This window comes from Brevundimonas guildfordensis (genome assembly GCF_014836405.1).
Taxonomy (GTDB): Bacteria; Pseudomonadota; Alphaproteobacteria; order Caulobacterales; family Caulobacteraceae; genus Brevundimonas; species Brevundimonas guildfordensis.
On sequence record NZ_JACSQU010000001.1, the window covers coordinates 836,660 to 862,636 of the forward strand.

28 protein-coding genes are annotated in these 25,977 nt (G+C 67.4%); 6 read left to right on the top strand and 22 right to left on the bottom strand.

Going from position 1 to position 25,977, the window contains the following annotated elements; translation table 11 throughout:
* Positions 1–47 precede the first annotated feature (47 nt).
* Positions 48–497: a hypothetical protein gene (locus tag H9656_RS04030; protein WP_191742955.1), complete on the bottom strand. Its 450-nt coding sequence runs from the start codon at positions 495–497 to the stop codon at positions 48–50.
* A complete protein-coding gene (locus tag H9656_RS04035; protein ID WP_318240617.1) occupies positions 497–1,471 on the bottom strand; it encodes a polyprenyl synthetase family protein in 975 nt (324 codons plus the stop codon). The genes H9656_RS04030 and H9656_RS04035 overlap by 1 nt, the downstream gene beginning before the upstream one ends.
* Before the next feature lie 142 nt (positions 1,472–1,613).
* Between H9656_RS04035 and H9656_RS04040 the strand changes: the two genes are divergently transcribed.
* Positions 1,614–2,384: a tRNA1(Val) (adenine(37)-N6)-methyltransferase gene (locus H9656_RS04040; protein WP_191742957.1), complete on the top strand. Its 771-nt coding sequence runs from the start codon at positions 1,614–1,616 to the stop codon at positions 2,382–2,384.
* Positions 2,385–2,396: 12 nt separating this feature from the next.
* Here H9656_RS04040 and H9656_RS04045 read toward each other — a convergent pair whose 3' ends face one another.
* The 8 genes from H9656_RS04045 to H9656_RS04080 all read right to left on the bottom strand — a co-directional run bounded on the left by H9656_RS04045 (position 2,397) and on the right by H9656_RS04080 (position 9,732).
* Entirely contained in the window at positions 2,397–2,825 is a 429-nt protein-coding gene (locus tag H9656_RS04045; RefSeq protein WP_191742958.1) for a J domain-containing protein, read from the bottom strand.
* Positions 2,826–2,850: 25 nt separating this feature from the next.
* Positions 2,851–3,684 carry a division plane positioning ATPase MipZ gene (locus H9656_RS04050; RefSeq protein WP_191742959.1) on the bottom strand — a complete coding sequence of 278 codons (834 nt, stop codon included), beginning with the start codon at positions 3,682–3,684 and terminating at the stop codon, positions 2,851–2,853.
* Between the two features lie 120 nt (positions 3,685–3,804).
* Positions 3,805–4,443, bottom strand: coding sequence for an SPOR domain-containing protein (locus tag H9656_RS04055; RefSeq protein ID WP_191742960.1), 639 nt, complete (start codon positions 4,441–4,443; stop codon positions 3,805–3,807).
* Between the two features lie 48 nt (positions 4,444–4,491).
* Positions 4,492–5,253 carry a chorismate mutase gene (locus H9656_RS04060; protein ID WP_191742961.1) on the bottom strand — a complete coding sequence of 254 codons (762 nt, stop codon included), beginning with the start codon at positions 5,251–5,253 and terminating at the stop codon, positions 4,492–4,494.
* A gap of 308 nt (positions 5,254–5,561) precedes the next feature.
* On the bottom strand, positions 5,562–6,128 hold the full coding sequence (locus tag H9656_RS04065) for a prephenate dehydratase domain-containing protein (RefSeq protein WP_191742962.1): 567 nt from the start codon (positions 6,126–6,128) through the stop codon (positions 5,562–5,564).
* The gene (locus tag H9656_RS04070) at positions 6,125–7,495 is read right to left on the bottom strand and encodes a class II 3-deoxy-7-phosphoheptulonate synthase (RefSeq protein ID WP_191742963.1); all 1,371 of its coding nucleotides are present in this window, start codon (positions 7,493–7,495) and stop codon (positions 6,125–6,127) included. The genes H9656_RS04065 and H9656_RS04070 overlap by 4 nt, the downstream gene beginning before the upstream one ends.
* Positions 7,496–7,546: 51 nt before the next feature.
* On the bottom strand, positions 7,547–8,599 hold the full coding sequence (locus tag H9656_RS04075; RefSeq protein WP_191742964.1) for an enoyl-CoA hydratase/isomerase family protein: 1,053 nt from the start codon (positions 8,597–8,599) through the stop codon (positions 7,547–7,549).
* Entirely contained in the window at positions 8,596–9,732 is a 1,137-nt protein-coding gene (locus H9656_RS04080) for an isobutyryl-CoA dehydrogenase (protein WP_191742965.1), read from the bottom strand. Before H9656_RS04080 ends, H9656_RS04075 begins: the two co-directional genes overlap by 4 nt.
* Before the next feature lie 302 nt (positions 9,733–10,034).
* On the opposite strand from H9656_RS04080, the gene hemB reads away from it, so the two are divergent.
* A complete protein-coding gene (hemB, locus tag H9656_RS04085; protein WP_191742966.1) occupies positions 10,035–11,036 on the top strand; it encodes a porphobilinogen synthase in 1,002 nt (333 codons plus the stop codon).
* Between the two features lie 14 nt (positions 11,037–11,050).
* On the opposite strand, the gene H9656_RS04090 is transcribed toward hemB, so the two are convergent.
* Positions 11,051–11,557 (bottom strand): flavin reductase family protein, encoded by a 507-nt coding sequence (locus tag H9656_RS04090; protein WP_191742967.1) that lies wholly within the window; start codon positions 11,555–11,557, stop codon positions 11,051–11,053.
* Between the two features lie 128 nt (positions 11,558–11,685).
* Here H9656_RS04090 and H9656_RS04095 point away from each other — a divergent pair, with 128 nt between their 5' ends.
* Both H9656_RS04095 and H9656_RS04100 read left to right on the top strand, forming a co-directional pair.
* Positions 11,686–12,588 (top strand): flagellar motor protein MotB, encoded by a 903-nt coding sequence (locus tag H9656_RS04095; protein WP_191742968.1) that lies wholly within the window; start codon positions 11,686–11,688, stop codon positions 12,586–12,588.
* A gap of 133 nt (positions 12,589–12,721) precedes the next feature.
* Positions 12,722–13,453 carry an arginyltransferase gene (locus tag H9656_RS04100; protein ID WP_191742969.1) on the top strand — a complete coding sequence of 244 codons (732 nt, stop codon included), beginning with the start codon at positions 12,722–12,724 and terminating at the stop codon, positions 13,451–13,453.
* Between the two features lie 16 nt (positions 13,454–13,469).
* Here H9656_RS04100 and H9656_RS04105 read toward each other — a convergent pair whose 3' ends face one another.
* The 5 genes from H9656_RS04105 to H9656_RS04125 form a co-directional block, all read right to left on the bottom strand.
* A complete protein-coding gene (locus tag H9656_RS04105; protein ID WP_191742970.1) occupies positions 13,470–14,498 on the bottom strand; it encodes a M48 family metallopeptidase in 1,029 nt (342 codons plus the stop codon).
* A gap of 6 nt (positions 14,499–14,504) precedes the next feature.
* Positions 14,505–15,074: a LemA family protein gene (locus H9656_RS04110; RefSeq protein WP_191742971.1), complete on the bottom strand. Its 570-nt coding sequence runs from the start codon at positions 15,072–15,074 to the stop codon at positions 14,505–14,507.
* Between the two features lie 97 nt (positions 15,075–15,171).
* Entirely contained in the window at positions 15,172–17,385 is a 2,214-nt protein-coding gene (parC, locus tag H9656_RS04115) for a DNA topoisomerase IV subunit A (protein ID WP_191742972.1), read from the bottom strand.
* Positions 17,386–17,502: 117 nt separating this feature from the next.
* Positions 17,503–18,234: a DNA repair protein RecO gene (recO, locus tag H9656_RS04120; RefSeq protein ID WP_191742973.1), complete on the bottom strand. Its 732-nt coding sequence runs from the start codon at positions 18,232–18,234 to the stop codon at positions 17,503–17,505.
* Positions 18,234–18,689, bottom strand: a complete 456-nt coding sequence (locus tag H9656_RS04125; RefSeq protein ID WP_191742974.1) for a nuclear transport factor 2 family protein — start codon at positions 18,687–18,689, stop codon at positions 18,234–18,236. The genes recO and H9656_RS04125 overlap by 1 nt, the downstream gene beginning before the upstream one ends.
* Before the next feature lie 91 nt (positions 18,690–18,780).
* Here H9656_RS04125 and H9656_RS04130 point away from each other — a divergent pair, with 91 nt between their 5' ends.
* Both H9656_RS04130 and H9656_RS04135 read left to right on the top strand, forming a co-directional pair.
* Positions 18,781–19,221 (top strand): VOC family protein, encoded by a 441-nt coding sequence (locus H9656_RS04130; protein WP_191742975.1) that lies wholly within the window; start codon positions 18,781–18,783, stop codon positions 19,219–19,221.
* Between the two features lie 114 nt (positions 19,222–19,335).
* On the top strand, positions 19,336–20,844 hold the full coding sequence (locus H9656_RS04135) for an acetyl-CoA hydrolase/transferase family protein (protein ID WP_191742976.1): 1,509 nt from the start codon (positions 19,336–19,338) through the stop codon (positions 20,842–20,844).
* A gap of 15 nt (positions 20,845–20,859) precedes the next feature.
* Here H9656_RS04135 and H9656_RS04140 read toward each other — a convergent pair whose 3' ends face one another.
* The 6 genes from H9656_RS04140 to H9656_RS04165 all read right to left on the bottom strand — a co-directional run bounded on the left by H9656_RS04140 (position 20,860) and on the right by H9656_RS04165 (position 25,964).
* The gene (locus H9656_RS04140) at positions 20,860–22,059 is read right to left on the bottom strand and encodes a serine hydrolase domain-containing protein (protein ID WP_225212217.1); all 1,200 of its coding nucleotides are present in this window, start codon (positions 22,057–22,059) and stop codon (positions 20,860–20,862) included.
* Positions 22,060–22,102: 43 nt separating this feature from the next.
* Positions 22,103–23,068: a GTPase Era gene (era, locus tag H9656_RS04145; protein ID WP_191742978.1), complete on the bottom strand. Its 966-nt coding sequence runs from the start codon at positions 23,066–23,068 to the stop codon at positions 22,103–22,105.
* Positions 23,065–23,781 (bottom strand): ribonuclease III, encoded by a 717-nt coding sequence (gene rnc, locus H9656_RS04150; RefSeq protein WP_191742979.1) that lies wholly within the window; start codon positions 23,779–23,781, stop codon positions 23,065–23,067. The genes era and rnc overlap by 4 nt, the downstream gene beginning before the upstream one ends.
* Positions 23,781–24,707, bottom strand: a complete 927-nt coding sequence (lepB, locus tag H9656_RS04155) for a signal peptidase I (protein ID WP_191742980.1) — start codon at positions 24,705–24,707, stop codon at positions 23,781–23,783. Before lepB ends, rnc begins: the two co-directional genes overlap by 1 nt.
* Before the next feature lie 112 nt (positions 24,708–24,819).
* Complete coding sequence (gene acpS, locus H9656_RS04160) at positions 24,820–25,221, bottom strand: holo-ACP synthase (protein ID WP_191742981.1); 402 nt, start codon at positions 25,219–25,221, stop codon at positions 24,820–24,822.
* Complete coding sequence (locus H9656_RS04165) at positions 25,218–25,964, bottom strand: pyridoxine 5'-phosphate synthase (RefSeq protein WP_191742982.1); 747 nt, start codon at positions 25,962–25,964, stop codon at positions 25,218–25,220. Before H9656_RS04165 ends, acpS begins: the two co-directional genes overlap by 4 nt.
* Positions 25,965–25,977 lie beyond the last annotated feature (13 nt).

Consider the following 25,977-nt stretch of genomic DNA (forward strand, 5'->3'; position numbering starts at 1 on the left):
GCGGAGATGAAATTCTAAGCCGCCTTTGCGCCTCGCGGGCTCAGACGCTAGGAAACCGGCGCTGGCGGGATGACCAGGGTCGGGGCCACCTTCAACACGAATCCAAGGCACCACTCGGTCGCGCGCTCGGAGTTGTCGACCATTCCCTCGGGCCGTCGCGTCAGGCGGCACGCGGCGTCGGGCGCATGTTCGGCGTCGGGGCCGGCAAAGAGAATGAGCGGACCATCCGGCAAGGAACCGTCGCGGTAGGCCACGCTCAGCAAGCCCGCCGACTGGATCAGCACCGCGCCCTGTACCTCAGGGGCCGCCTTGCCGCCGTCGCCGGCAGCATCGTCGCTGGCGTCGCCCAGCAAAGCCCGCACCTGCTCTTCGGCTCTGTCTGGGTCGAGGCGGAACACCTCGGCGGCCAGGGCGTCGCCGAACTCGGGCGTGAGGGTGAAACGCGGCGCGTCCTGCATGGCGGCTATGGCCCAGGCCAGAACGACGCCCAACAGCATCAGGTCGCCCGGCTGACGGCGAAGTCCGCCAGGGACTCCAGCGCCGAACGCCACGGCCCGGTGGGGAGAACCTGCAAGGCCGCCTTGGCCCGCTCAGCGTATTCGCCAGCGGTGTCCAGCGTGGCTTCCACTGCGCCGCTGCTGACGATCAACTGCCGCGCCCGCTCGAAGTCCTCGGGCTTGCGGTCGCCCTTGGTGATCACGCGGTCCCAGAACAGGTCCTCGGTCCCCTTGGTGCGTTGAACGGCCAGCAGCAGCGGCAGGGTCGCCTTGCCTTCGTTGAAGTCGTCGCCGGCGTTCTTGCCCAGCGTCTCGCTCGCGCCGCCGTAGTCCAGCGCGTCGTCCGCCAACTGGAAGGCGATGCCCAGACCCATGCCGTAGTCACGCAGAGCCGCGACCTGTTCATCCGTTGCGCCCGCCCCGACCGCGCCGGATTCGGCTGCGGCGGCGAACAGTTCGGCCGTCTTGGCGCGGATGATCTGCAGATAGGTGTCGAGATCGAGATTCAGGTCGTGGGCGCGCGTCAGTTGCAGCACCTCGCCCTCAGCGATGACGCTGGACGCCGTGGCCAGGATGCCCAGCGCCCGCAGCGAATCCGTCTCGACCATCAGTTCGAACGCGCGCGCGAACAGGAAGTCGCCGACCAGCACCGACGAGGCCGAGCCCCAGATCAGATGCGCTGCGACCTTGCCCCGGCGCATCTCCGAGCCGTCGACGATATCGTCATGCAGCAGGGTGGCGGTGTGGATGAACTCGACCGAAGCGGCCAGCTTCTTGGGGCCTTCGATATCGCCCGTCTGTCCCGTCGCGCGGGCCGCAGCGACGGTCAGCAGAGGGCGCAGACGCTTGCCGCCCGCCGACACCAGATGCTCGGCCAGCAGGGGGATCACCGGCACATCGGACTGCATCCGCGCGATGATCAGGGCGTCGACCGCCGCCATGTCGTCCTTGGCCAGACGAACCAGGGCGTCCACATCGCCCTTGGGCCGGGAGGCGACGGCGAGAGCTGCGTCCACGAAAATCTCTTTCAGCACAGGGGCGAAGGGGGAGATTCGCCCGAAATTCACACGCATCCGCTTGCCCGGACGCGACGCGGCGCACAATGGTGGCGGCGTCATGATGGGTCAAGCCGAGTCATCCCTTACAACCGCTGCCGAAGTTGCGGAATCCGCCCTGCTGGGCGGACGCGTCCGGCTGCGCCAGCCGGCGCGCGGCTATCGCGCCGGTCTGGATGCGGCTCTGCTGGCCGCTGCGGTCAGCGCTCGGCCGGGCGAAAGGGTGATCGAGGCCGGTTGCGGCGCCGGGGCGGTGTTGATGCAGATCGCGGCGCGGCAGCCCGAGGCCCTGCTGACCGGGCTGGAGCGCGACCCTGTCGCCGCCGCCCTGGCCCGCCAGAACGCCGAGTTGAATCAGGCCGCCTCGCGCACGACCATCCTGGACGGCGACGTGGCCCGCGCCTTCCGCGCCCTGGACCTGCCGCCGTTCGACTGGGCTGTCAGCAATCCGCCCTTCTTCGACGACCCCGGCGCACTGCGCGCTCCGGCAGAGGGCAAGCGCGGCGCCTGGATGGCCGACGACGGCCTGGCCGCATGGACCGGGTTTCTGTTGAAGGCGGTGCGCGAGGGCGGACGCATCATCATCATCCACCGCGCCGACCGACTGGCCGACATCCTGTCGCTGCTGGCGCCCAAGGCCGGCTCATTCGCCATTCGCCCGATCCAGCCCTACGCCGATCAGCCCGCCAAGCGGGTGCTGGTTCAGGCCATAAAAACAGGCAAGGCGCCGCTGCGGCTCCTGCCGCCGCTAATCGTGCATGATCGAGCGGGGCCCAAGCACACGCTGGAGGCCGAGGCCATCCTGCGTGGCGAGGCCGCGCTCGGCTTCTGACCGACGGGTCCCCTACCCCTTCAGCAGGCGATCGCGCGCGGCGTTGACGCGGGCCGCCAGCCCTTCCGTACCGCCCTGATCCGGATGAGCACGGGCCATCAAACGTCGCCAGGCGGCCTGCACCGTCTGGGTGTCAGCGCCGAGGGGCACGCCCAGGATCGCCCGCGCCTCGGCTTCGCTCATCCGCTCTGAGGGGTGAACCTTCGGCGCGGCGGGCCGGATGCGCGACTGCACCGCCAACCAGACGCCCGCCAGGGCCATTCCGCCGCCGATCAGCCACGCCCCGCGCGCCGCCGCCAGCACCGCCCCGGCCAACAGGGCCGCGCTCAATATGGTCGCCGAGATGCGCCAGTGGCCGCGCCGGGCGCGCTCGGTCTGACGGCCCAGCCGCACCAGAGCCCAAAGGGCCACCGCAGCCAGACCCAGCCAGATCAATCCCATGAAGCGCTATCGGCCCATGAAGCGATCAGGCCGCCGCGTCCATGGCTGCGATGGCGTCGTCCAGACCCAGGGCCTGCATCAGGTTGCGCATCTCCTGACGCGCAGCGACGTGGGCCAGGGACACCGACACCGGGCGGATGTCGTTCGACAGGTCCGCCACCGTCAGGCCGAAGGGGAAGAGTTCGCGATAGATGACCCGGTCGCGCAGGCCCGGCCCGACCCGGAAACCGACCCGTTTGGCCAGCTTGGCCATCCGCGAGGCCAGGCGGCGACGGTTGCGGGCCTCGGCCACGGCCAGACGGTTGGTGACGACGATCCAGTCGATGGTCACCTGACGGCCTTCGGTGACAGCGCGGAGCTTGCGCGCCTCCCAGACGCTTTCCGAATAGATGGACGGACGGATCAGATCCAGCGTCACCGGGTCCACCTCGCCCAGCAGATCGAAGTCGACGAAGCTGTCGTTCATCGGGGTAACGATCTGATCGGCCCGACCGTGCGCGGCGCGCGACAGAGGGGTGTCCCCGCCCGGCGTGTCGATGACGATGACGTCCGCTGAAGACTTGGCGTAGCTGAACGCCGCTTCGAAGCGCGACATTTGCTCGGCCTCATCCGCCTTATGCAGCAGCTTGCCGTCCCCCATGTCGGGAACGATGGGCAGCGGCAGCTCATGGCCGTTCGCCTTGGTCCAAGCGATGCGGTTGGCGAAGAAGCGCTCCAGCGAACGCTGGCGCAGGTCCAGGTCGATGATCGCGACCTTGCGCCCGGCGTGCAGAAGGCCGGTGACGATATGAATGGCCAGGGTGGACTTGCCCGCCCCGCCCTTTTCATTGCCGATGACGATGACCTGAGGCTGCGCCATGTGAAATCCTACTGTGATCAGCAGGCGCGACTCATCTCTGTCCGCAGCCCGCCCATGGCGCGCAAGATCGGGCCGCGAGCGCCAATCGTCAACGAAACCTTAAGCTGAGCCTGTGGACGATCAGGCCGCCGCGCCGCCGGCGCGCGCGCACCAGGGGTCCGACGCAGCCAGATCTCGGCATAGAACCTGCGCTTGTTCAGCCGTGGCGGCGACCTTCAGGCGGACCAGCCGGCGCCCGCCGACCTCGACCGCCTCATAGGCGGGCTGAAGGCCCGACAAGGCCGCAGCGCCGGCCCCCTGGCTCATCCGTCGCCATGCCGCCCGGGCGCTGTCCTCGCTGGAGAAGGCGCCCAGCTGCACATGGCGGGCCGTCGGGGCCTGCGCGCCGGGCAGAGGAACGACTGGCGCTGCGGCGACGGGCGGAGGGGCCTCGAAATCATGATAGCCGGCCGGAGCAGGCGCGGGAGCCGATGTCCGACGGACCTTGGCGCCCAGCCCGTCGCGGGCGTCCCACAGCTCGTGAGGGGTCATCAGCTCAACCTTCAGAGGGGCAGCGCGCTGATGTGATCTGCCGGGCATAGCCGGCCGCGCCGCGTCGCCCCCGCCCTCATCTGCCGATACCGGAATGGCGGCGACAGACTGCGCCAGGGTCTCGAAGCGATGCGGGTCGGCTTCGTTCACGCCGCACCCCGCGAGCGCCAGAGCGGCCGCCGAGAGGGCGACGACATGCGGCAGTCGATACAGGACGGGCTGGGCCATGCCGCCACCCTCGCCCGCCCTGCTTTGAGACGAAGTTAACGCCCTGCGTCAGCCGATGGCGCCGACGCCGCCCTCAACCTCGCCCGGTGCCACATCGGCGTCGGTGAGGGCCAGGGTCCAGCCGTGGTGTGTGTTCAGGCCCCAGCGGCGCGCGCCCGAACCATCACCCGCATCGCCGCCCGCCGTGACCACCACGCGACGTCCTTTGGGCAGGGCCGGCGGGTCTATCCTGCCCACGGCCAGAGACGTCGGCGTCTCGCCCCCGTAGCCGTCGAACACGCTGAGCATAGACCATTCGCGGCGCAGGCCGATCCACCAGGGGTCATCGCCGCTGATCGACAGGACAGCCACGCCCTTGCCCTCGGCCGCATGGGCCAGGGCGGCCTGCGGGTCGAGGACCAGCTTGATGTCGGCGGCGGCGCCGAAGCGTAGGCGCGCGCCGTCCACCGCCTTGGCCGGGTCGATAGGGGCCCAGACCTGCACCTGCAGGCGCCCCTGACGCGCCAGGCCCCAGCCGACGATCTCGCGCCACAGGTGTTCGACGGCTTCGCGGTTCTCAGGCTCGCACTGTTTCAGGATGCGGGCCTGGACGGCCTGTTCGCGATCAGGACGCAGCTTGGTGTGCGGACCCGTCGGGGCGTCCTTGGCCTGGCCCACTTGGGCGGCGACGGCCAGCCGGCGCTCGAACAGCTCGAGGATCTGATCGTCCAGGCTGTCGATTTCGGCGCGCAGGGCGGCCAGCGCCTTCTGTTCGGCGCTCAGTTCAACAGTTTCAGCGGGCCAGACTTGCTGGATGGCGGATTGCGACATGGGAGATGGCTTTCGGCATGGGATTTCGATGGGGAGGCCGCGTCCCGCCCAATGATCAGGCAGAGACGCGCGTAGAGGCCGCTCGGGGAGAAGCGGTCGCCAGCGAGACAGTCAGGGTTTGGTTAGAAGCCCGACGCCTCAGCCGGCGTATCGAAAGCCGTAATAGCCGTAGCCAAAATAGAAGCCGGCCACCGCGCGCGAGGTGGTTTCAAGGGTCATTTGTGCGCGCAGCGAGGACATGAATCCGGTCCAGTTTCTGGATCAGGGTTGATCCGACCCAACCTTACAAGCGCACATTCTATGCGCGGTCAAGCCTCAGGGGCCGTGAACAGGACAAAACGCGTCCGGTTGTCGCTGAAATCCTGCAAATCGTTGCGCAGAACGATCAGCCCATAAACCTCGGCCGCGCGCGCTGGCGCCACGGCGGCGCGCGAGACGTCTCCCGCCTCGGCGACGGCGGCGGCCGCGCCCCCGGTGTCGAACACTTCAATCGCCGAGATCTTCATCTCGGTCAGAGCCTTGGAGCATTGCTGCAGGGCGACGGGGTGGCTTTCGGCCGTCTTGATGTCAGACAGGCGCGCGTCAGGTACGCCCATCAAGGCCAACCGGATCGGCCGCCAGGCGTCGCTGACCGCCACCAATCCCGCCTCCCGCACCAGAGTGGCGGCGGGCTCGACGACGCCCACGGTCGAGTTCTCGACCGGGATCAGGGCGCAATGGCAGTCGCCGCTCAGGACGGCGTCGATCGCCTCCTGAAAGGTTTCAAAACCGACCGCCTCGTCCCACGGACGCAGGTCCAGACAAGCCTCATGGCTGAAGGCGCCCGGCGCGCCCTGATAGGCGACGCGGCCGGGCGTTTCGTCATCTGCCGTCATGCGGCCTCGGACCGGGCCTGCCGCCCGGCCTTGAGGCGCTCGGCGACCAGGAAGGCCAGCTCCAGCGCCTGATCCGCGTTCAGGCGCGGGTCGCAGTGGGTGTGATAGCGGCTCGACAGGTCGTCCTCTGTCACCGCCTGGGCGCCGCCGATGCATTCGGTGACGTTCTGGCCGGTCATCTCCAGGTGGACGCCGCCGGGATGAACGCCCTCGGCCTCCGCAACATCAATAAATGTGCGAACCTCGCCCATGACGCGGTCGAAGGGCCGGGTCTTGTAGCCGTTGCCGGCCTTCAGCGTATTGCCGTGCATAGGGTCGATCGACCAGATGACGCGCTTGCCCGCCGCCTTCACCGCTCGCATCAGGCCCGGCAGGCGGTCGCCCGCCTTGTCGTGGCCGAAACGGCCGATCAGCGTCAGGCGGCCCGGAATGTTGTTCGGGTTCAGGGCGTCGATCAGCGGCAGCAGGTCGTCCGCCGTCATGGTCGGCCCGCACTTGACCCCGATGGGGTTGGAGATGCCGCGCATGAACTCAATGTGGGCGCCGTCCAGCTGGCGCGTGCGCTCGCCAATCCACAGCATGTGCGCCGAGGTGTCGAACCATTCGCCAGACGATCCGTCCAGGCGCGTCAGGGCGCTCTCGACGTTCAGCAGCAGGGCTTCGTGGCTGGTGAAGACCTCGACGCGCGACAGGTCGGGATGCGTTTCGGGCGTGACGCCGACCGCCTCCATGAAGGCCAGGGCCTCGGTGATCTTGTCGGCCAGCTCGCGATAAGCGGCGCCCGCGCCGTCATCGGCGAAGCCCAGCGTCCAGCGGTGGATGTTGTAGAGGTCGGCATACCCCCCGCCCGCAAAGGCGCGCAGCAGGTTCAGCGTCGAGGCCGACTGGTTATAGGCGCGGATCAGGCGCTGCGGATCGGGCGTGCGCTCTTCCGGCGTGAAGCCCATGCCGTTGATGATGTCGCCGCGATAGGACGGCAGCTCGACCCCGCCGATCTCTTCGACCGGCGACGAGCGCGGCTTGGCGAACTGACCGGCGATGCGGCCGACCTTCACCACCGGCTTGCGCCCGGCGAAGGTCAGGACGACCGCCATCTGCAGGATCAGACGGAAGGTGTCGCGGATGTTGTCGGTCGAGAACTCCTTGAAGCTCTCGGCGCAGTCGCCGCCCTGCAGCAGGAAGGCGTCGCCCGCCTCCACCTGGGCCAGGTGGCTGGTGAGCTTGCGCGCCTCGCCCGCAAAGACAAGGGGCGGCATCGCGCGCAGCTCGTCTTCGACGCGCACCAGTTCGGCGGCGTCCGGATAGTCCGTCGGCATATGCAGGACGGGCTTGTTTCTCCAGGATTCGGGGGTCCAGCGCTTACTCATTTCTTCAAGATAGGCTTTTCCCCCGACCCGGACAACAAAGCTTGCGCGAAATCAGTCGATCAGCGGTTTCCATGCCTCAGCCGCTGACAGCGGCTCGAACAAGGCCTCGATCCGGGCGTCGGAAACCGAAGAAAGCTCGGCCGGCGACCACTTCGGCGCATTATCCTTATCGATGATGACGGCCCGCACGCCCTCCTGGAAGTCATGGGTCTGAACCACGCGGCCGCCCAGGGCGTATTCCATCGCCATGTTGTCGGCGAAGTCGGTCAGCGTCGCGCCGGTGCGAATCTGGCGCAACGACACCTTCAGCGACTGCGGCGACTTGGTCTTCAGGATGTCGAGTTGCTTCTGCGCCCAGTCCGAACCGTCGGCCTGAAGCGCGGCGACGATCTCCTCGACCGTATCAAAGGCGAACAGGCGGTCGATGGCCTCGCGGTGCGCGTCCAGCGGCGACGGCCCAGCGTCCCCGGCTGCGCGATCGGCGACTGCTTGCGGATCGGCGGGCGCGGCCAGCAGGTCGGCTTTCAGGCCCTCGACAGCCTCACTGGGCACGAAGTGCGTATGGATGCCCAGCGCCACGGTATCGGCCGCCTTCAGCCGCGCGCCGGTCAGCGCCAGCCAGACGCCGGTCTGGCCCGGCAGACGCGGCAGGAACCAGCCGCCGCCCACGTCGGGGAACAGGCCGATGCCGGTTTCAGGCATGGCGTAGGTGGTGCGCTCGGTGGCGATGCGGACGTCGGCGGGTTCGCTGATGCCCACGCCGCCGCCCATGACGATGCCGTCCACCACCGCCGTGATCGGCTTGGGATAGACGAACATCAGATGGTTGAGTTGATACTCGGCCTTGAAGAAGGCCTTGGCTTCTGACGCGTCCCCCGCCCCGCTCTCGGCGATCATGCGGATGTCGCCCCCGGCGCAGAAGCCGCGCTCGCCCGCGTGGTCGATCAGCACCGACTGAACCGCGTCGTCCGCGCGCCAGGCCGACAACGCCTCGATCATCGCCTCGCACATCGCCCGGTTCAGGGCGTGGATCGCCTTGGGCCGGTTCAGGGTGATGCGGCCGACACCGTTCTCGATGCGGGTGATGACTTCGAGTTCGCTCATTTCGCCAGCTCCCGCGCGATGATCACCCGCATGATCTCGTTCGTGCCTTCCAGAATGCGGTGAACGCGCAGGTCGCGCACGATCCGCTCCAGCGGATAGTCCTTCAGATAGCCGTAGCCGCCGTGCAGCTGCAGCGCCTGATCGGCGATCTGGAAGCAGGCGTCGGTCGTCAGGCGCTTGGCCATGGCGCACCACTTGGTCTTTTCGGCGTGGCCGGTGTCGATGGCCCAGGCGCCGCGCAGCACCATCAGACGGGCGGCCTCAAGGTCCGTCGCCATGTCCGCCAGCTCGAACTGGGTGTTCTGGAACTGGCCGATGGCCTGACCGAACTGCTTGCGGCCGGCGACGTATTCTTGCGCCGTCTCCAGCGCCAGACGCGCCCCGCCCAGCGAGCAGGCGGCGATGTTCAGGCGCCCGCCGTCCAGACCGGCCATGGCGTATTTGAAGCCCGCGCCTTCCTCGCCCACCAGATTGGCGACCGGCACCCGGCAGTCGTCGAAGCTGACCACGGCGGTCGGCTGGGCGTTCCAGCCCATCTTCTTCTCATTGGCGCCGAAAGACAGGCCCGGCGTGCCCGCCTCGACCACGAGGGTCGAGATGCCCTTGGGCCCCTCGCCGCCCGTGCGGACCATGACGACATAGACGTCCGACGTCCCGGCGCCGGAAATGAACGCCTTGGCGCCGTTCAGCACATAGTGGTCGCCATTGCGCACCGCGGTCGTCCGCAGCGCCGCCGCGTCCGAGCCCGAGCCGGGCTCAGTCAGGCAGTAGCTGGCGATCTTCTCCATCCCGACCAGCGACGGCACGAAGCGCGCCCGCAGCTCGTCCGAGCCGAAGCTGTCGATCATCCACGTCGCCATGTTGTGGATCGAGATGAAGGCCGCCGTCGCCACGTCGCCGCGCGACAGTTCTTCAAAAATCACCGCCGCCTCGACCCGGCCCAGACCCATGCCGCCGTGTTCCTCGCTCGTATAGATGCCGGCGAAGCCCATCTCGGCGGCGGCCTTCAGCACGTCGACGGGGAAATGCTTGTCCTCGTCCCAGCGGGCCGAATGCGGGGCCAGTTCGGCCTCGGCGAAGGCGCGGGCCGCGTCCTGAATGGCGCGTTGATCGTCGGTGAGGGCGAAGTCCATGAAAGCTCCCGCATTACAGCCTGCCCTCTGACGGGGCGTTCGGGGCGCTTCTAACGGCTGGCGGCGCGCGCGTCACCCCGCGCTGCCCTCCCCTCCTTTCGTCATCCTCCGACGTAGCGCAGCGAAGATCGGAGGACCCAGCGGCGCCGAAGGCGATCTTGCGGCAAATGCGGCGTGTGGATCTTTCGCCCTGACGGGCGCCGCTGGGTCCCCCGGTCGCGCCGCTTCGCGGCTTGCCGGAGGATGACGAGAGAAAGGGGACATCTTTGCCTCTCCCCGCGCTTTGTTTTAAGCCGCGCATCATGACCATGCCCTTCCAGCCTGCCGCCTTCCCCTACGCCCGCCCGCGTCGCCTGCGTTCGCAGCCCTGGGTGCGCCGTCTGGTCGCCGAGACGACGCTGACGCCCGCCGATCTGATCTGGCCGCTGATCGTTCATGACGGCCCGGAAGACCGCCAGCCGGTCGCCTCCATGCCGGGCGTCTTCCGCCTGTCGCCCAAGGAGGCCGCCAAGGCCGCCATCGAGGCGCGCGATCTGGGCATTCCGATGGTCGCCCTCTTCCCCAATGTGAACGACGGGCTGAAGGATAATGTCGCCACTGCCGCCACCGACCCGGACGGCCTGATTCCCGACTGCATCCGCGCCATCAAGGACGCCGCGCCCGAGATCGGCGTCATGACCGACGTAGCGCTGGACTGCTACACCGACCACGGCCACGACGGGGTTCTGGAAGACGGCCGCATCGTCAACGATCCGACGCTGGAGCGACTGGCCGAACAGGCCTTCATCCACGCCCACGCGGGCGCCGACGCCGTGGCGCCGTCCGACATGATGGACGGCCGCGTCCAGGCCATCCGCGAGGCGCTGGAGGCCAACGGCCTGAGCGACACCCTGATCATCAGCTATGCGGCCAAATACGCCTCGGCCTTCTACGGCCCCTATCGCGACGCGGTCGGCTCGTCGAAATCCCTGACCGGCGACAAGAAGACCTATCAGATGGACTTCGCCAACGCCGAAGAGGCCCTGCGCGAAGTGGCGATGGACCTGTCGGAAGGCGCCGACGCCCTGATCGTCAAGCCGGGCCTGCCCTATCTGGATATCGTCCGGCTGGTGTCGCAGACGTTCAAGGTTCCGACCTTCGCCTATCAGGTGTCGGGCGAGTACGCGATGATGCAGGCCGCCTTCGCCAACGGCTGGCTGGACCCGGACCGCGCCATCCTGGAAAGCCTGCACGCTTTCAAGCGCGCGGGGGCGTCCGGCGTCATCAGCTATTTCGCGCCTCAAGCCGCGCGGATGATGGGCTAAGCCTTTATCCAGAATCAGGCGGTCGGATCGACCGCCTTGCCGTACTTGCCTCGGAAATAGGTCAGGGCGTCGCCCGGCCGCGTATCGAACGCCTCGACCCGGCCGACAATGACCAGGTGATCGCCCATGACGATGCGGTCATGGGTCTGACAGGTCAGGCGCGTCACCGCGTTCAGCAGGCGCGGCGGCTCGGGATCATCAACCGCGAACTCATCGTCCGACAGACGGCACACGCCCCAGGCGAAACGGTCGGACATGGCCTTGTCCTCGACCGGCAGCATATGAACGGCGAAGCGCTCGGCCCCGGCGAAGGCGTCATGTCGGTCGGACTTGATGTCCATGCACCACAGCACCAGCGGCGGATCCAGCGACACCGAGGTGAAGCTGTTCACCGTGATCCCCAGCGGGCCGTCGACCGTATGGGCCGTCACCACGCACACCCCCGTCGCAAACCCGCCCAGCGCCCGGCGATAGGCGCGAGGGTCGAATTCGGCGGCGGATGAGGCGGACGCGTCGGACATGGCCCTCAGCTAGGCCGTGCTGCGGCCATCGGCAAGGGTGCGGCATGCGTCTCATACCACCGCAACCGCTTCTTAAGCCCCGCGTGGGATTTAGGGCGAACGAACACGGTTAAGACGGACCCCGCCCCATGGCGCTGAACGATCGCCCGATCCTGATCAAGAAGGTGAAGAAGGTTTCCGGCGGCGGACACCACGGTGGCGCGTGGAAGGTGGCCTACGCTGACTTCGTCACCGCGATGATGGCCTTCTTCCTGTTGATGTGGCTGATCAACACGACCGATCCGGAGCAGAAACGCGGCATCGCCGAATATTTCGCCCCGGCCAACGTCTCGGCCTCGACCTCGGGGTCCGGCGGTATCCTGGGCGGTACCTCTCTGGGCGATTCTGAAGGGGCCAAGGGCGCTGGCTCCAACGCCGTCATCGAACAACTGGCGCCAGAGGCACCCGACGCGCCGCAGGAAGCGGGGCAAAACTCCAACCTCGCCTCGGCCAGCGAGGCCGCCCTGCGCGCCGAGATCGCCCGGCGCGAGGCCGCCGACTTCGCCAGCGCCGCCGAATCCCTGCGTCAGGCGATGCAGTCCATGCCGGAACTGGCCGAACTGTCGAAACAGCTGATCATCGACCAGACGCCCGAGGGCCTGCGCATCCAGCTGGTGGATCAGGAAGGCCGCTCGATGTTCGAGAACGGCTCGGCTCGCCCCAATCCGCGCGCCCAGCTGCTGCTGCGCGCGGTGGCCAAGGTCATCAACCAACTGCCCAACCGCATCTCGATCACGGGCCACACCAACGCCGTCGCGGGCTCGAACCGCGCCAGCAGCCCGGGGGACTGGCCCCTGTCTTCCGCCCGCGCCGACGCTTCGCGCCTGACGCTGCAGGGGGCGGGCGTGAACACCGACCGGGTCTACTCCGTGGCGGGCAAGGCCGGGTCCGATCCGCTGTATCCGGACGATCCGTCCCTGGCGGGCAACCGTCGCATCGCCATCGTCCTGCTGCGCGAAGCGCCGGTCCTGCCCACGGACACCAGCCTGTGAGAAAGCGCGGCGATACGCCCGCCGCGCGAAGAAGGCTTGCGAAAACGGCTGGTTGCGCGCCAAATCAGGACATGAGCCGCGCGTACCCATCCAGCCCCTGTGCGGGCGCTGACACCGTCACGGAGCGACAGCCGTGACTCAGCACTTCTTCTCGCGCCAGCTCCGCTTCTTCATGACGGCCAGCGCCCCCTGCCCGTACCTGCCGGGCAAGTTCGAGCGCAAAGTCTTCGCCAATCTGCCGTTCAGCGACGGGGCGGACGTCAACGACGCCCTGACCCAGGCCGGGTTCCGCCGCAGCCAGAACATCGCCTATCGCCCCGCCTGCGAGGCCTGCGCGGCCTGCGTGTCGGTGCGCATTCCCGTGGCGGACTTCGAACCCTCGCGCTCGCGCCGCCGCATCCTGGCCCGCAACGCCGACCTGTCGCGCGACCTGGTCGAGGCCGAGGCGACAATGGAGCAGTTCGACCTGCTGCAACGCTATCTGAACGCGCGCCACCCCGGCGGCGGGATGAGCGACATGGGCTGGTCCGACTATGTCTCCATGGTCGAGGACACCGCCGTTCGCACCCATCTGATCGAGTATCGCCTGCCCAGTCACGACGACGGCCCCGGTCGTCTGGTCGGCGTCTGCCTGACCGACCTGCTGCATGACGGCCTGTCGATGGTTTACAGCTTCTTCGAGCCGGATCTGGAGCGCCGCAGTCTGGGCCGCTTCGCCATCCTGGACCACCTGCAGCAGGCCGAGACGGTGGGTCTGCCCTACGTCTATCTCGGCTACTGGGTCCAGGGCTCGCCCAAGATGGACTACAAGGCCGAGTTCCGCCCGCTGGAGGCGCTGCGCCCCTGGGGCTGGGAGCGGCTCTAGAGCCGATCTCCCTGAATTACGTCGTCGGCACCGCCGTGCCCGTCGTCGGGGACGCCCCGCCCCACGGCCCGTCGTCTCGTCCGCCGGCGAACTGCACCAACGCCGCGATACGTTTCTCAATCGGCGGGTGCGTGGCGAACAGGCCCGAGAACCCCGTCTTCTCGGCCGTATTGTCCAGGAACATGCCGCGCAGTTCGTCCGGCGCCTCGATCTTGGACTGGCCCGACACCTTCCTCAGCGCCGAGATCATTGCGTCGGGATTCTTGGTCAGCTCAACCGCCCCGGCGTCGGCGACATATTCACGCGTCCGCGACAGGGTCATGCGGATCACCGCCGCCAGACCAAAGCCGATCACCCCGATGGCCAGGCCGATCAGGATCAACGGCATGGCGTTCTTGTTGTCCCGCCCGCGCCCGCCGCGCATGTAGAACAGGCTGCGGAACACCAGTTCGGCGATCACGCTGATGATGCCTGCAAAGATCGAGGCGATCACCATCGTTCGCACGTCCTTGTTGATGACGTGGGTCAGCTCGTGGGCGAGGACGCATTCCATCTCATCCCGGCTCAGGGTCTGCATCAGGCCGCGCGTGACGGTGACGCTGTAGTTGCCCTCATGCAGGCCTGACGCATAGGCGTTCAGCGACGGGCTCTCGATAATACGCAGCGTCGGCGTCTTCATCCCGCGCGAGATCGCCAGGTTCTCCAGCAGATTATAGAGCTCCGGCTCGACCCGGCGCTCGACCTTTCGCGCGCCCGTCATGACGTCGATCATCATCTGGTTGCCGAAATAGGCGATGACGAACCAGATCGCCGCGGCGATGGCGGCGAAGGGCACGGTCCAGCCCAGCATGGACGCCGCCAGCGCCAGGTCCTGCCCCAGGTCCCCGCCCGAGTTGGGCAGAAGGCCGAACCCCATCATCAGCACCTGGACGCCGAACAATATGCCGACCAGCAGCACCGGGAACCCGGCCAGCAGGATCGCTGACCGGGCGTTGTTCTGCCAGATGTGGGTCTTGAGGCCGACGGCCTGACCGAAAACCGCCATTGGGGCTTAGAACTGCACCGTCGGCGGCGCGGCGTTCAGACCGGCGCGCTCGCTCTCGCCCACGTCAAAGAAGGGCTTGTCCGCGCCGAAGCCGAACATCCCGGCGAACAGGACGGTCGGAAACTGACGGCGCACGGCGTTGAACTCGCTGACCGCATTGTTGAAGAAGCGGCGCGCGGCGGCCAGCTTGTTCTCGATGTCCGACAGGTCCATCTGAAGTTGCTGGAAGTTGGCGTTGGCCTTGAGGTCCGGATAGGCCTCGGACACGGCGAACAGGCGGCCCAGCGTCGCCGTCAGCATGTTCTCGGCCTGCACCTTCTCATCGACCGTGCGAGCCCCCGCAGCGGCGGCGCGCGCCTGGGTCACAGCGTCCAGGGTGCCCCGCTCGTGCGTGGCGTAGCCCTTCACCGTCTCGACCAGGTTGGGGATCAGGTCCTGACGCTGCTTCAGCTGCACGTCGATATCCGCGAACGACTGGTTCGCCGTCTGATCCAGCTTCACCAGCCGGTTGTAGGCGCCGACCACGACGAACAGCAGAATGGCGACGATGACGCCGATGACGATCAAGGTGATCATTGAGCCTCCTCCAGATTTTCAGGCTGAATATGGGGGGCCTTCGCCCCCGCGCCCAATGAATTCGCTGTCACCCTCGCCCGCCGGGCGAGGGTTCAGCTCAGCGAAACTTCCGCAGTCCTCTCGGACCCTGCCGTCCGGCGCCGGCGCGCTTGCCGAGCCAGTCCTTCCAGTCCGGCCAGTTGCGGCGGCGGCCGCCGCCATCGACCCATTCCGGCCCCTGCTCGGCGTTGAACACCGTCACATCGGCCAGGCCGCCCTGCTTGTAGTTCTGCAGCTTCACGCCCTTGCCCCGGCCCATTTCGGGCAGTTCGGCGAGGGTGAAGACCAGCGTCTTGATGTTCTCGCCGATGACGGCGACGTGGTCGGCCTGGGGGTTTGAGGGCACGCGCAGCATGGCCAGCATCTCGCCGTTCAGCACCTGCTTGCCGCCGCGCTTCTGGGCCAGAAGATCGTTCTCGGGCGCGACGAAGCCATAGCCCGCCTTCGACGCGATCAGCAGCTTGGCGTCCGGCTCATGCGCCACGACGTTGATGATGTCGGCCTTCTCGTCCAGGTCGATCATCAGGCGCAGCGGCTCGCCGTGGCCGCGCCCGGAGGCCAGCTTGTCAGCGCCGACGGTGAAGATGCGACCGTCCGACGCCCCGATCAGCAGCTTGTCCGTCGTATAGGCCGGGACCAGGAAGCCCAGCTTGTCGCCTTCCTTGAACTTCAGCTCGGAGGGATCGTCGACCTTGCCCTTGGCGGCGCGAATCCAGCCGCGATCCGACAGGATGACGGTGATCGCCTCGCGCGGGATGAAGGCTTCCGGCGCGACGAAGGCCGAGGCGTCGACCGCCTCGCCGATCACGGTGCGGCGCGGCGAGATCAAGGCCTTGCGCACCGCCTCCAGCTCCTTGCCGATGGCTTTCCACTGTTTAGCCTCGGAAGACGTCAGCGCCTGCAACGCAGCAAGTTCTTCCGACAGCTCGTTGAATTCCTTCTCGATCGTCATCTCTTCGAGACGGGCCAGCTGACGCAGGCGGGTGTCGAGGATGAAGTCGGCCTGAAGCTCGCTCAGCCCGAAGGTCGCGATCAGGGATGCCTTGGGCTGCTCTTCCTCGCGGACGATGCGGATGACCTCGTCCAGGTTCAGGAAGACGATGCGCAGGCCTTCCAACAGGTGCAGGCGCTTTTCGACGCGGGCGATGCGCCACTGGCTGCGGCGGTTCAGCACCTCCCGGCGGTGATCGAGGAAGGCCCGCAGGCACTCCTTCAATCCCATGACGCGCGGCGTGCCGGTGGCGTCCAGCACGTTCATGTTGATGGGGAAGCGCGTCTCCAGATCGGACAGCTTGAACAGGCTTTCCATCAGCATTTCAGGCTCGATGGTGCGGTTCTTGGGCTCAAGGATCAGGCGGATGTCTTCCGCCGACTCGTCGCGCACGTCGCCCAGCAAGGGCGCCTTCTTGTTTTCGATCAGGTCGGCCAGCGCCTCGATCAGGCGCGACTTCTGCACCTGGTACGGCATCTCGGTGATGACGATCTGATAGGCGCCGCGATCGAGCTTTTCCTCGACCCATTTGGCGCGCAGGCGCACGCCGCCGCGGCCCGTCTCATAGGCGTCCAGAATGGCGGCCTGGCTCTCGACCGACACGCCGCCGGTCGGGAAGTCCGGTCCCGGCACGATCTGCATCAGATCGACGGTCGTCGCGTCTGGCCGCTCCAGCAACAGATGGCAGGCGTCGATCAGCTCGCCCACGTTATGCGGCGGGATCGAGGTCGCCATGCCCACGGCGATGCCCGACGATCCGTTGGCCAGCAGGTTGGGGAAGCCCGCCGGCAGCACCACCGGCTCTTCGTCCTGGTCGTCATAGGTGGGTCGAAAATCGACCGCGTCCTGGTCGATGCCGTCCAGCAGCAGGACGGCGGCTGGCGTCAGCTTGCACTCGGTATAGCGCATGGCCGCTGCGCTATCGCCGTCGATGTTGCCGAAGTTCCCCTGCCCGTCGACCAGCGGATAGCGCTGGGCGAAGTCCTGGGCCAGGCGGACCAGCGCCTCATAGATGGAGGCGTCGCCGTGCGGGTGATAGCCGCCCATGACCTCGCCGACGACCTTGGCGCATTTGCGCGCCGCCGCCTGCGGGTTCAGCCGCATCTGGTGCATGGCGTACATGATGCGCCGGTGCACCGGCTTGAAGCCGTCGCGCACGTCGGGCAGCGCGCGGTTGGTGATGGTCGACAGGGCGTAGGCCAGATAGCGGCGCGACAGCGCCTCGCCCATCGGTTCTTCGACGATGCGGCCGCCGTCGGGCGTCGGGGTGTGGATGGTCATACGGCTTCGAATCAATGATCGGACGAGGAAAGTCTAGCGCAGCCGAGGCCTGACGCCGGGATTGTGCGCGCCTAACTGTGCAGAAAGGCGCGAAGGGGCTCTGGATGAACGCAGGCGCTACAGCCGCCCCGCCTCGCCCAGCTTGTCGATCATCCAGACGCGGGCGGGCGGCAGGGGCCGGTTCAGGGCGTGGAAGACGAACTGCTCGAGGAAATGTCCGGTCAGCTCCAGCCCCGCCTTCACGTCGCCCTCGCCCAGCCCCGCCTGCGCCCCCAGCATGAAGGGCGGCAGGGCCAGCAGCTTGTCGGCATAAGGGGCGCCCGCCTCGCGGCTGACGGCCCGGCCGGTGCGAGGGCTGACCCAGACCAGATCGTCCATCGAGCCGGTGGCGGCGCAACGCGAAAGGTCGAGCCCAAAGCCCAGATCCTCCAGCAACCCGGCCTCGAACCGCACGAAGATGGCGGGCCAGACCTCGGGCATAGCGAAGGCGCCCATCAGCGCCTCGAAGGCGTAGAATGCGCCCGGATGCGGCTCTCGCTCCGGCAAGGCGCCCTGAGCCACCGCCGCTGCGGCGCTGAGGCCGGTCAAGGCCAGCGGATCGTCGAACAGGGCGGCCGGCCCCTCGCCCACCGGCTCCAGCCGCGCCGAGCCGAGCTGATCCGAGGTCCGCGCGCGCAGGTCCGCGACCACGCGGGCTCCGGGTTGCAGGAAGGGCCGCATCTTGCGCGAGGCCCCGCCCGCGACATAGGCGGCGCGGCGGCCATGCCGCTCGGTCAGCAGGTCGACCACCGCCCCCGTGTCCCCATGCGCCCGCGCCGACAGCACGAAGGCGTCGTCCTGAACCTCCATCAGTCGGCCTTGATGGCGTCGACGACGGCGCGCGCCTTGTCGTTCGGCACGGCGAAGCTGAGGACGTATTGTTCGATCTTCCAGCCATCCTCGGTCAGGCGCAGCACGCCCGAGCCGCGCGTCGTTCCGTAAGCGTCGTTGTCCAGCACCTCGTCGAACCAGGCGACGCAGCGGCAATCGATCGGCGCGATGGTCACGGTTCGGGTGACCGGCCGATAGGTCCAGCCCTTGCCTTGCGAGAAGTAGGGCATGGCGTAGGTGCGGAACTCCGGCAGGGTCCAGCGCTCGCCCGCATCGGTCCCGATGAACCGGGCGTCCGGCGTGAAGGTCGCGAAATAGGTCTCGCCGTCCGCGACGGAGGCGGCGGCGTGCATGGCGTCCAGCGTGCGCTCCACCGAGGCGGTCTCGGCAGGTGCGGCGGACAGTTGGAGCATCATCAGAGCGGCGGTGATCATGGCTTTGTTCTAGTCCTGTTCCGTCAGCGGGGAAAGCGCCGGGAAACGACCCTCGCCTGGCGCGTTTCGCCTCCACCCGATGGAGAATCCCATGAAGATCGTCACCAGCCTCAGCTTTCAGGGCCAGTGCCGCGAGGCGCTGGAGTTCTACGCCCGCGTGCTGGGCGGCAAGGTCACGGCCGCCTTTCCGTTCGGCGACGGCCCGCCCGACATGCCGATCGATCCGAAGTACAAGGACTGGCTGATGCACGGCTGGCTGGAGGTCGGGGACCAGGCCATCATGGGCGCCGACATGCCGCCCGAGTTCGCGCCGAACATCGGCAAGCCCAAGAATGGTTTCGACGTGTCCTATCACACCGATGACTTGGCCAATGCGCGCGAGGTCTTCGACGCCTTGGTCGAAGGCGGCAAGGTCGGCATGTCCTTCGCCGAAACCTTCTGGTCGCCCGGCTTCGGCAGCTTGACCGACAGGTTCGGCATCCCCTGGATGGTCAACACCAACCCGCCAGCGGCTTGGAAGCCGGGCGGCTAACGCCTTTGTGATCCCGCAGCGTTACGACCAAAGCCGTATTGGAATCAGGGTGATGCGGCCCCTATGTCCTCCGTGATTTCCGAGCCCTCCCCGGCTCCAACCGACAGGTTTGCGATGTCCCGCGTCCGTAACGCCGCCCTCAAGTCGAAGATCATGTCCGCCCAGGACGCCGCCGCGCTGATCCCGGCGAACTCGACTGTGGGCATGAGCGGCTTTACCGGCTCGGGGTATCCCAAGGTCGTTCCCGTGGCGCTGGCCGAACGTATCGAGGCCGAGCGTGAAGCCGGCAACCCGTTCCGCCTCAAGGTCTGGACCGGCGCCTCGACCGGCCCCGAGCTGGACGGCGCCCTGGCCAAGGCTGACGGCATCGAGTTCCGCCTGCCCTACAACTCCGACCCCATCGCCCGCGAGAAGATCAACAAGGGCGAGATGGAATACCTCGACATGCACCTGTCGCAGGTGGCGCCGGTGGCCTGGCAGGGCTTCCTCGGCCCGCTGGAGACCGCTGTGGTCGAGGTGTCTGGCATCCGGGAAGATGGGGCGCTGATCCCCTCGTCTTCCATCGGCAACAACAAGACCTGGCTGGATCGCGCCGACCGCATCATCCTTGAGGTCAACAGCTGGCAGAATGCGGCGCTGGAAGGGATGCACGACATCTACTACGGCACCGCCCTGCCGCCGAACCGGGTGCCGATCCCTCTGACCAAGCCGACCGACCTGATCGGCGAGACGGTCTTCCGCGTCGATCCGTCCAAGATCGCCGCCATCGTCGAGACGGACAGCCCGGACCGCAACCTGCCCTTCGCCGCGCCGGACGCATCGGCCAACGCCATCGCCGGCCACCTGATCGAGTTCCTGCAGCATGAGGTGAAGGTCGGGCGCCTGCCCGCCCATCTGCTGCCGCTGCAATCGGGCGTGGGCAATGTCGCCAATGCCGTGCTGGCGGGGCTGGCCGACAGTCCGTTCGAGAACCTGACCGCCTATACCGAGGTGCTTCAGGACGGGATGCTGGACCTGCTCGATTCAGGCAAGCTGACCGTCGCCTCGGCCACCGCCTTCTCGCTCAGCCCCGAGGCCGCCGCCGATCTGAACAGCCGCATGGAGCAGTTCCGCGGCAAGATCATCCTGCGCCCGCAGGAAATCTCGAACCACCCGGAGATCATCCGCCGTCTGGGCTGCATCGCCATGAACGGCCTGATCGAGGCCGACATCTACGGCAACGTCAACTCGACCCATGTCATGGGCTCGCGCATCCAGAACGGCATCGGCGGTTCGGGCGACTTTGCGCGCAACGCCTACATCTCCTGCTTCGTCACGCCGTCGACGGCCAAGGGCGGCAAGATCTCGGCCATCGTCCCCATGGCCAGCCACGTCGACCACATCACCCAGGACGTGCAGGTCATCGTCACGGAACAGGGCCTGGCCGACCTGCGCGGTCTGTCGCCCAAGCAGCGCGCGAAGGTCATCATCGCCAACTGCGCCCACCCCGACTATCGCGACGCGCTGGCCGACTACTACGCCCGCGCCATGAAGGGGTCGTACGGCCTGCAGTCGCCGCACCTGCTGACCGAGGCGCTGTCGTGGCACCAGCGCTATATCGAAACGGGGTCGATGAAGGCCTGATCGGCCTTCGTCGCCCTAGCGCGCCAGCGCGGCCGGGACCGGGCGGCCCAGGGCCTCGGCCATCGCCTGCTGATTGATCAGCAGCACCAGGTCGCGCAGGTGGTAGTTGTTCGACAGCACCACCACCGTCACCTGCTCATCAGGCTGATAGGACACCAGGTTGCGGAAACCCGCCCAGCTGCCGGTGTGATAGATCTGGCGATCGCTGAAGGGCGCCGAGGTCCGCTCGCCCAGGGCGCTGACATAGACGCCGTAACCATAGGCGCGGTGCGGTCCGCGCCGCTTGGGCATGTCGTCGGGCGCGTGGTCGGCGATCAGGTCGGCGTAGGCCTTGCGGCTCAGCACATGGCCCTGATGCAGGCCACGGTTCCAGGCCAGCATATCGTCCAGCGTCGAATACAGCGCCCCGGCGCCGGCCACGATGCTGACGTTGGCGATCGGCTGCGGCGTCAGGCCGGCGGGGAACAGGCCATAGCCCATGGCCAGACCCTGGGCGTCGTCGTTCACGTCCGACCCCGTATCCTTCATGCCCAAGGGCCGCAGGATGGACTGCTCCAGATAGGTCTCGAACGGTTGACCGCTGGCCTTGGACACGATCTGGGCCGCAAGATTGAAGGCGGCGTTGTTGTAGCGCACCTTGGTTCCCGGCTCGAACTGCAGGCGATATTGCGCCGAGGTTTCAGTCAGCTCCTGCGGCGTGCGGGGGGTGACGCGGATACGCCCCCACTCGGCCTGGGCCATCAGGTCGGGAATGCCCGAGGTGTGCGACAGCAGGTGATGGATGCGAAGCGGCGCCCACGCATCGGGGCACGGCTCGATCCATTTGCAGACGGGATCGTTGACCGACAGCTTGCCTTCGTCCTGAAGCTTCAGGACCGCGACGGCGGTGAACTGCTTTGACACCGAGGCTAGGCGGAAACGGGTGTCCAGAGCGAACGGCGTGTCCTGCTCATAGTTCGCCTTGCCGTAGACCTGGCGAAACAGCACCTGATCGCCCTTGGCCACCAGGACCCCGCCTATGAACTGCTTGTTCGCGGCCAGACGATCCAGTCGTTCCTTCAACTGCGGCAGGGCCTCGACCACCTCGACCGGCGGGCGCTTGGGCACGTGCGGCTGATTGGCGACAGCCGCCTGGGTCTCCGGCGCAACGGCGTTGAGGAACCAAGCGCCGGCCCCGGCCGAAATCAGCCCAGCAGCGACGAGCGAACCGAGCAACCAGGGCCTGCCGCCCGCAGTCTTGGGAACAATGAACACGAGACTAGACGTCAAACTCCAAGCCGAACTGGGCGTACAATGCCTTTGAGTCTTGCCATTTGGGATCGACCTTGACGGTCAAAAACAGGTGAACGGGCCGATCCAGGATCTCGATCAGCTCCTCGCGCGCCTTCTGCCCGATCCATTTCAGGGTCTGCCCGCCCTTGCCCAGGACGATCGGGCGCTGGCTTTCACGCTCGACATAGATGGTCTGCTCGATGCGAGCCGAACCGTCGGGGCGATCCTCGAAACTGGTCGTCTCGACCGCCGCCGAATAGGGCAGCTCCTCGTGGACGCGCAGATAGACCTTCTCGCGCGTGATCTCGGCGGCCAGCACGCGCAGGGGGACGTCCGCCGACTGGTCTTCGGGATAGAGCCACGGCCCCTCGGGCATGGCCATCGCCAATCGCGTCATCAGGTCGTCGACGCCGTCGCCGCTGAGGGCCGAGATCATGAAGACCTCGGAATAGACGCCCGTCTCGAACAGGCGCTGCGACAGGGCCAGCAGGGTGTCGCGGCGCATCCCGTCGATCTTGTTCAGCGCCAGGATGACCTTGGTGTCCGTCGCCTGCAGGTTGGCGATGATGGTCTCGGTGTCCTCAGCCGAGCGACGGTCGGCAGGCGTGCCTTCACGGCCTTCCGCGTCGATGTGCGACTGGGCGTCGATCAGGTGCACCACGACATCGGCGTCCTGCGCCCCACCCCAGGCCGAGGCGACCATCGCACGGTCCAGACGGCGGCGCGGGGTGAAGATGCCGGGCGTGTCCACCAGCACGATCTGGGCGTCGCCCTTGATGGCGATGCCGCGCACGGGGAAGCGCGTGGTCTGCACCTTCTGGGTGACAATCGAGACCTTGGAGCCCGTCAACCGGTTCACCAGCGTCGACTTGCCCGCGTTGGGCGCGCCGATGATGGCGGCGAAGCCCGCGTGCTGGTTGCTGATGTCGGTGGTTTCGGGAGTTTCGGTCAAATCACGCCTTCACGTTTCAAAAGAGCGACTGCGGCGGCCTTTTCCGCCTCCTGTCGCGAACGCCCCTGAGCTTGGGCGGGTTCATAGCCGGTCACCGTGGCCTCGACGGTGAAGGTCGGGGCATGGTCCGAGCCGGTGCGCCGGACCACGTCATAGGTCGGCAGCGGGCGGCCCTGGGCTTGCGCCCACTCCTGCAGGGCGGACTTGGGATTGGTAATGGCCGGCGCCGGGGGCGCAGCCAGTTCCTCGGCCCAGGCGCGCTCGAAAACGGCCTGCGCCGCGATCAGGCCGCCGTCGCGATAGACAGCCGCCAGGATCGCCTCAACAGCATCGGCGATGACTCCGGCCTTTCTGCGGCCGCCGGTCTTGGTCTCGCCGGGCGACAGGCGTAGGGCGTCGCCGACACCCAGTCGCTCGCCCACGCGGGCGCAGGCGGTCTTGTCGACCAGGGCGTGCAGGCGGGCTGACAACTGCCCCTCGTCCGCCGCCGGAAACTCGCGCACCAGGCGGTCGGCGACCAGCAGGCCCAGCACCCGGTCGCCCAGGAACTCCAGTCGCTCATTGTCTGCCGGAACCTGCGGCCCCGCGCCCTCGCCCACGCTGGAGTGGGTCAGGGCATGCTCCAGCAGGGAGGCGTCCCTGAAGTCATGCCCCAGACGGCGACGCAGGGCCGCCACGGCCTCGGCGCGCACGTTCGTGCGTCCGCCGGCCATCAATCGAGGATCTTGAAGAACCGGCTGAAGCGCACATTGGCGAACCAGCTGACCGGGTTGAACAGCGAGGCGCCCGGCGTCCACGAGAACATGATGATCTCGGCCTTGCCGACCAGATTTTCGGCCGGGACCATGCCCACGCCCGACGACATCTCCACGCGGCTGTCGATCGAGTTGTCGCGGTTGTCGCCCATCATGAAGTAGTGGCCGGCCGGAACCTCATACAGCGGCGTGTCGTCCAGTTCGTTGCCGGGACCGTAGTCCTGGGTCATGAAGCTCTTGCCGCCCGGCAGGGTCTCGCGCACCTGCGTCACCGCGCGCGGGCCGAACATGTCCGCCATCTCGGCGCGAGTGACCACCACGTCCTGAACCGGCGCGCCGTTGATGTAGAGCTTGTTGGCGATCATCTGCACCTTGTCGCCCGGCAGGCCGATCACGCGCTTGATGTAGTCGGTCTTGTTGTCGCGCGGCAGCTTAAACACGGCGATGTCGCCGCGCGCAGGCTCGCGCCCCAGGATGCGGCCGTTGAACACCGGCGGGCTGAACGGGATCGAGTGCTTGGAATAGCCGTACGACCACTTCGACACCACGATGTAGTCGCCCTCGTACAGGTTCGGCTCCATCGAGGCCGACGGGATGGTGAAGGGCTGGAACAGCAGCACCCGCAGCACCAGCGCGATCAGTAGGGCGAAAACGACGGTCTTGATGATTTCGACCGTTTCGTTGCTCGCGGACTTTTCTTTCTTCACTCGCTTGGCCTTCCTGGAGCGCCGGGGCGCATAGATCGGGGTCTCGCTATCGAGCGCCTCGGGGTCGTCCCCGATGTCGAATGGCGCGTCGCCGTCATCGCTCCAGATCGGCCGTTGTTCAGCCGGATGAAGAGCTGGGTTGGCCGCTCCGCCGTTCGCCTTGGGGTCGTCGCTCATCGTCTGCTCGAATCCCCCGCCGAACGCGGGGTTTGAAGGTCGAGGCGTAGTCGCTGAAACGGCCGCGAGCAAGACTTTGGATGATGAAGGAACCGCAACCTTCGCAGCGGCATCAGGCCTTGGGCAGAGCTTCGATCACCACAAAGGCCAGCGCATAGGGATGTTCGTCGCTGAGCGTCAGGTGGATGCGCGCCTCATGACCCGGCGGGGTCAAGCGGGCCAGATGCTCGGCCGCGTGGCCGGTCAGGGCCAGGGTCGGCTGCCCGGACGGCAGGTTCACCACCCCCATGTCGCGCCAGTAGACGTCGGAGCGCATCCCCGTGCCCAGCGCCTTGGCGCAGGCTTCCTTGGCCGCGAACCGCTTGGCGTAGCTCCACGCCGGGTCGGCCTTCCGGTCCGAGCGGGCGCGCTCCAGCTCGGTGAAGACACGCTGTTTGAAACGGTCGCCGAAACGGTCCAACGACGCCTGTATCCGACGGATGTCCGACAGGTCGGCGCCGACTCCGATAATCACGAAACCGCCTCGTCCATCGCCGCCCGCATCCGGCGGATGGCGGCGTCCAGGCCGACGAAGACCGCCTCGCCGATCAGGAAGTGGCCGATGTTCAGCTCGACGATCTCGCGAATGGCCAGGATCGACCCCGCCGTGGCGTAGTTCAGACCGTGGCCCGCATGGACCTCCAGCCCCAGAATATCAGCCTGGGCGGCGGCGGCGGCGAGACGCTCGAACTCCGCTTCACGCTCGGCCGGATCGCCCAGCAGGCAATAGCGGCCGGTGTGGAACTCGACCACGTGAGCGCCGACGGCGGCGGCGGCCTCGACCTGATCCTCGGACGGTTCGATGAACAGGCTGACGCGGATTCCGGCGTCCGAGAGGGCCTTCACCACCGGGGCGATGCGGGCCTCATGACCGGCGACGGCCAGACCGCCCTCGGTCGTCACCTCCTCGCGCCGCTCGGGCACCAGACAGGCGGCGTGCGGCCGGTGGCGCAGGGCGATGGACAGCATCTCCTCGGTCACCGCCATCTCGAAGTTCAGCGGCTTGTCCGCGCGGCGGCACAGGGCCGTCAGCACATCGATGTCGGCGTCGGTGATGTGACGACGATCCTCACGCAGGTGGGCGGTGATGCCGTCGGCTCCGGCCGCCAGCGCCGCCTCGGCCGCGCGGGCCGGATCTGGATGAGCGCCGCCGCGCGCGTTACGAACCGTGGCGACATGATCGATATTGACGCCCAGACGAACCCGCTGACGCTTCATCCCGTTCTCTCTT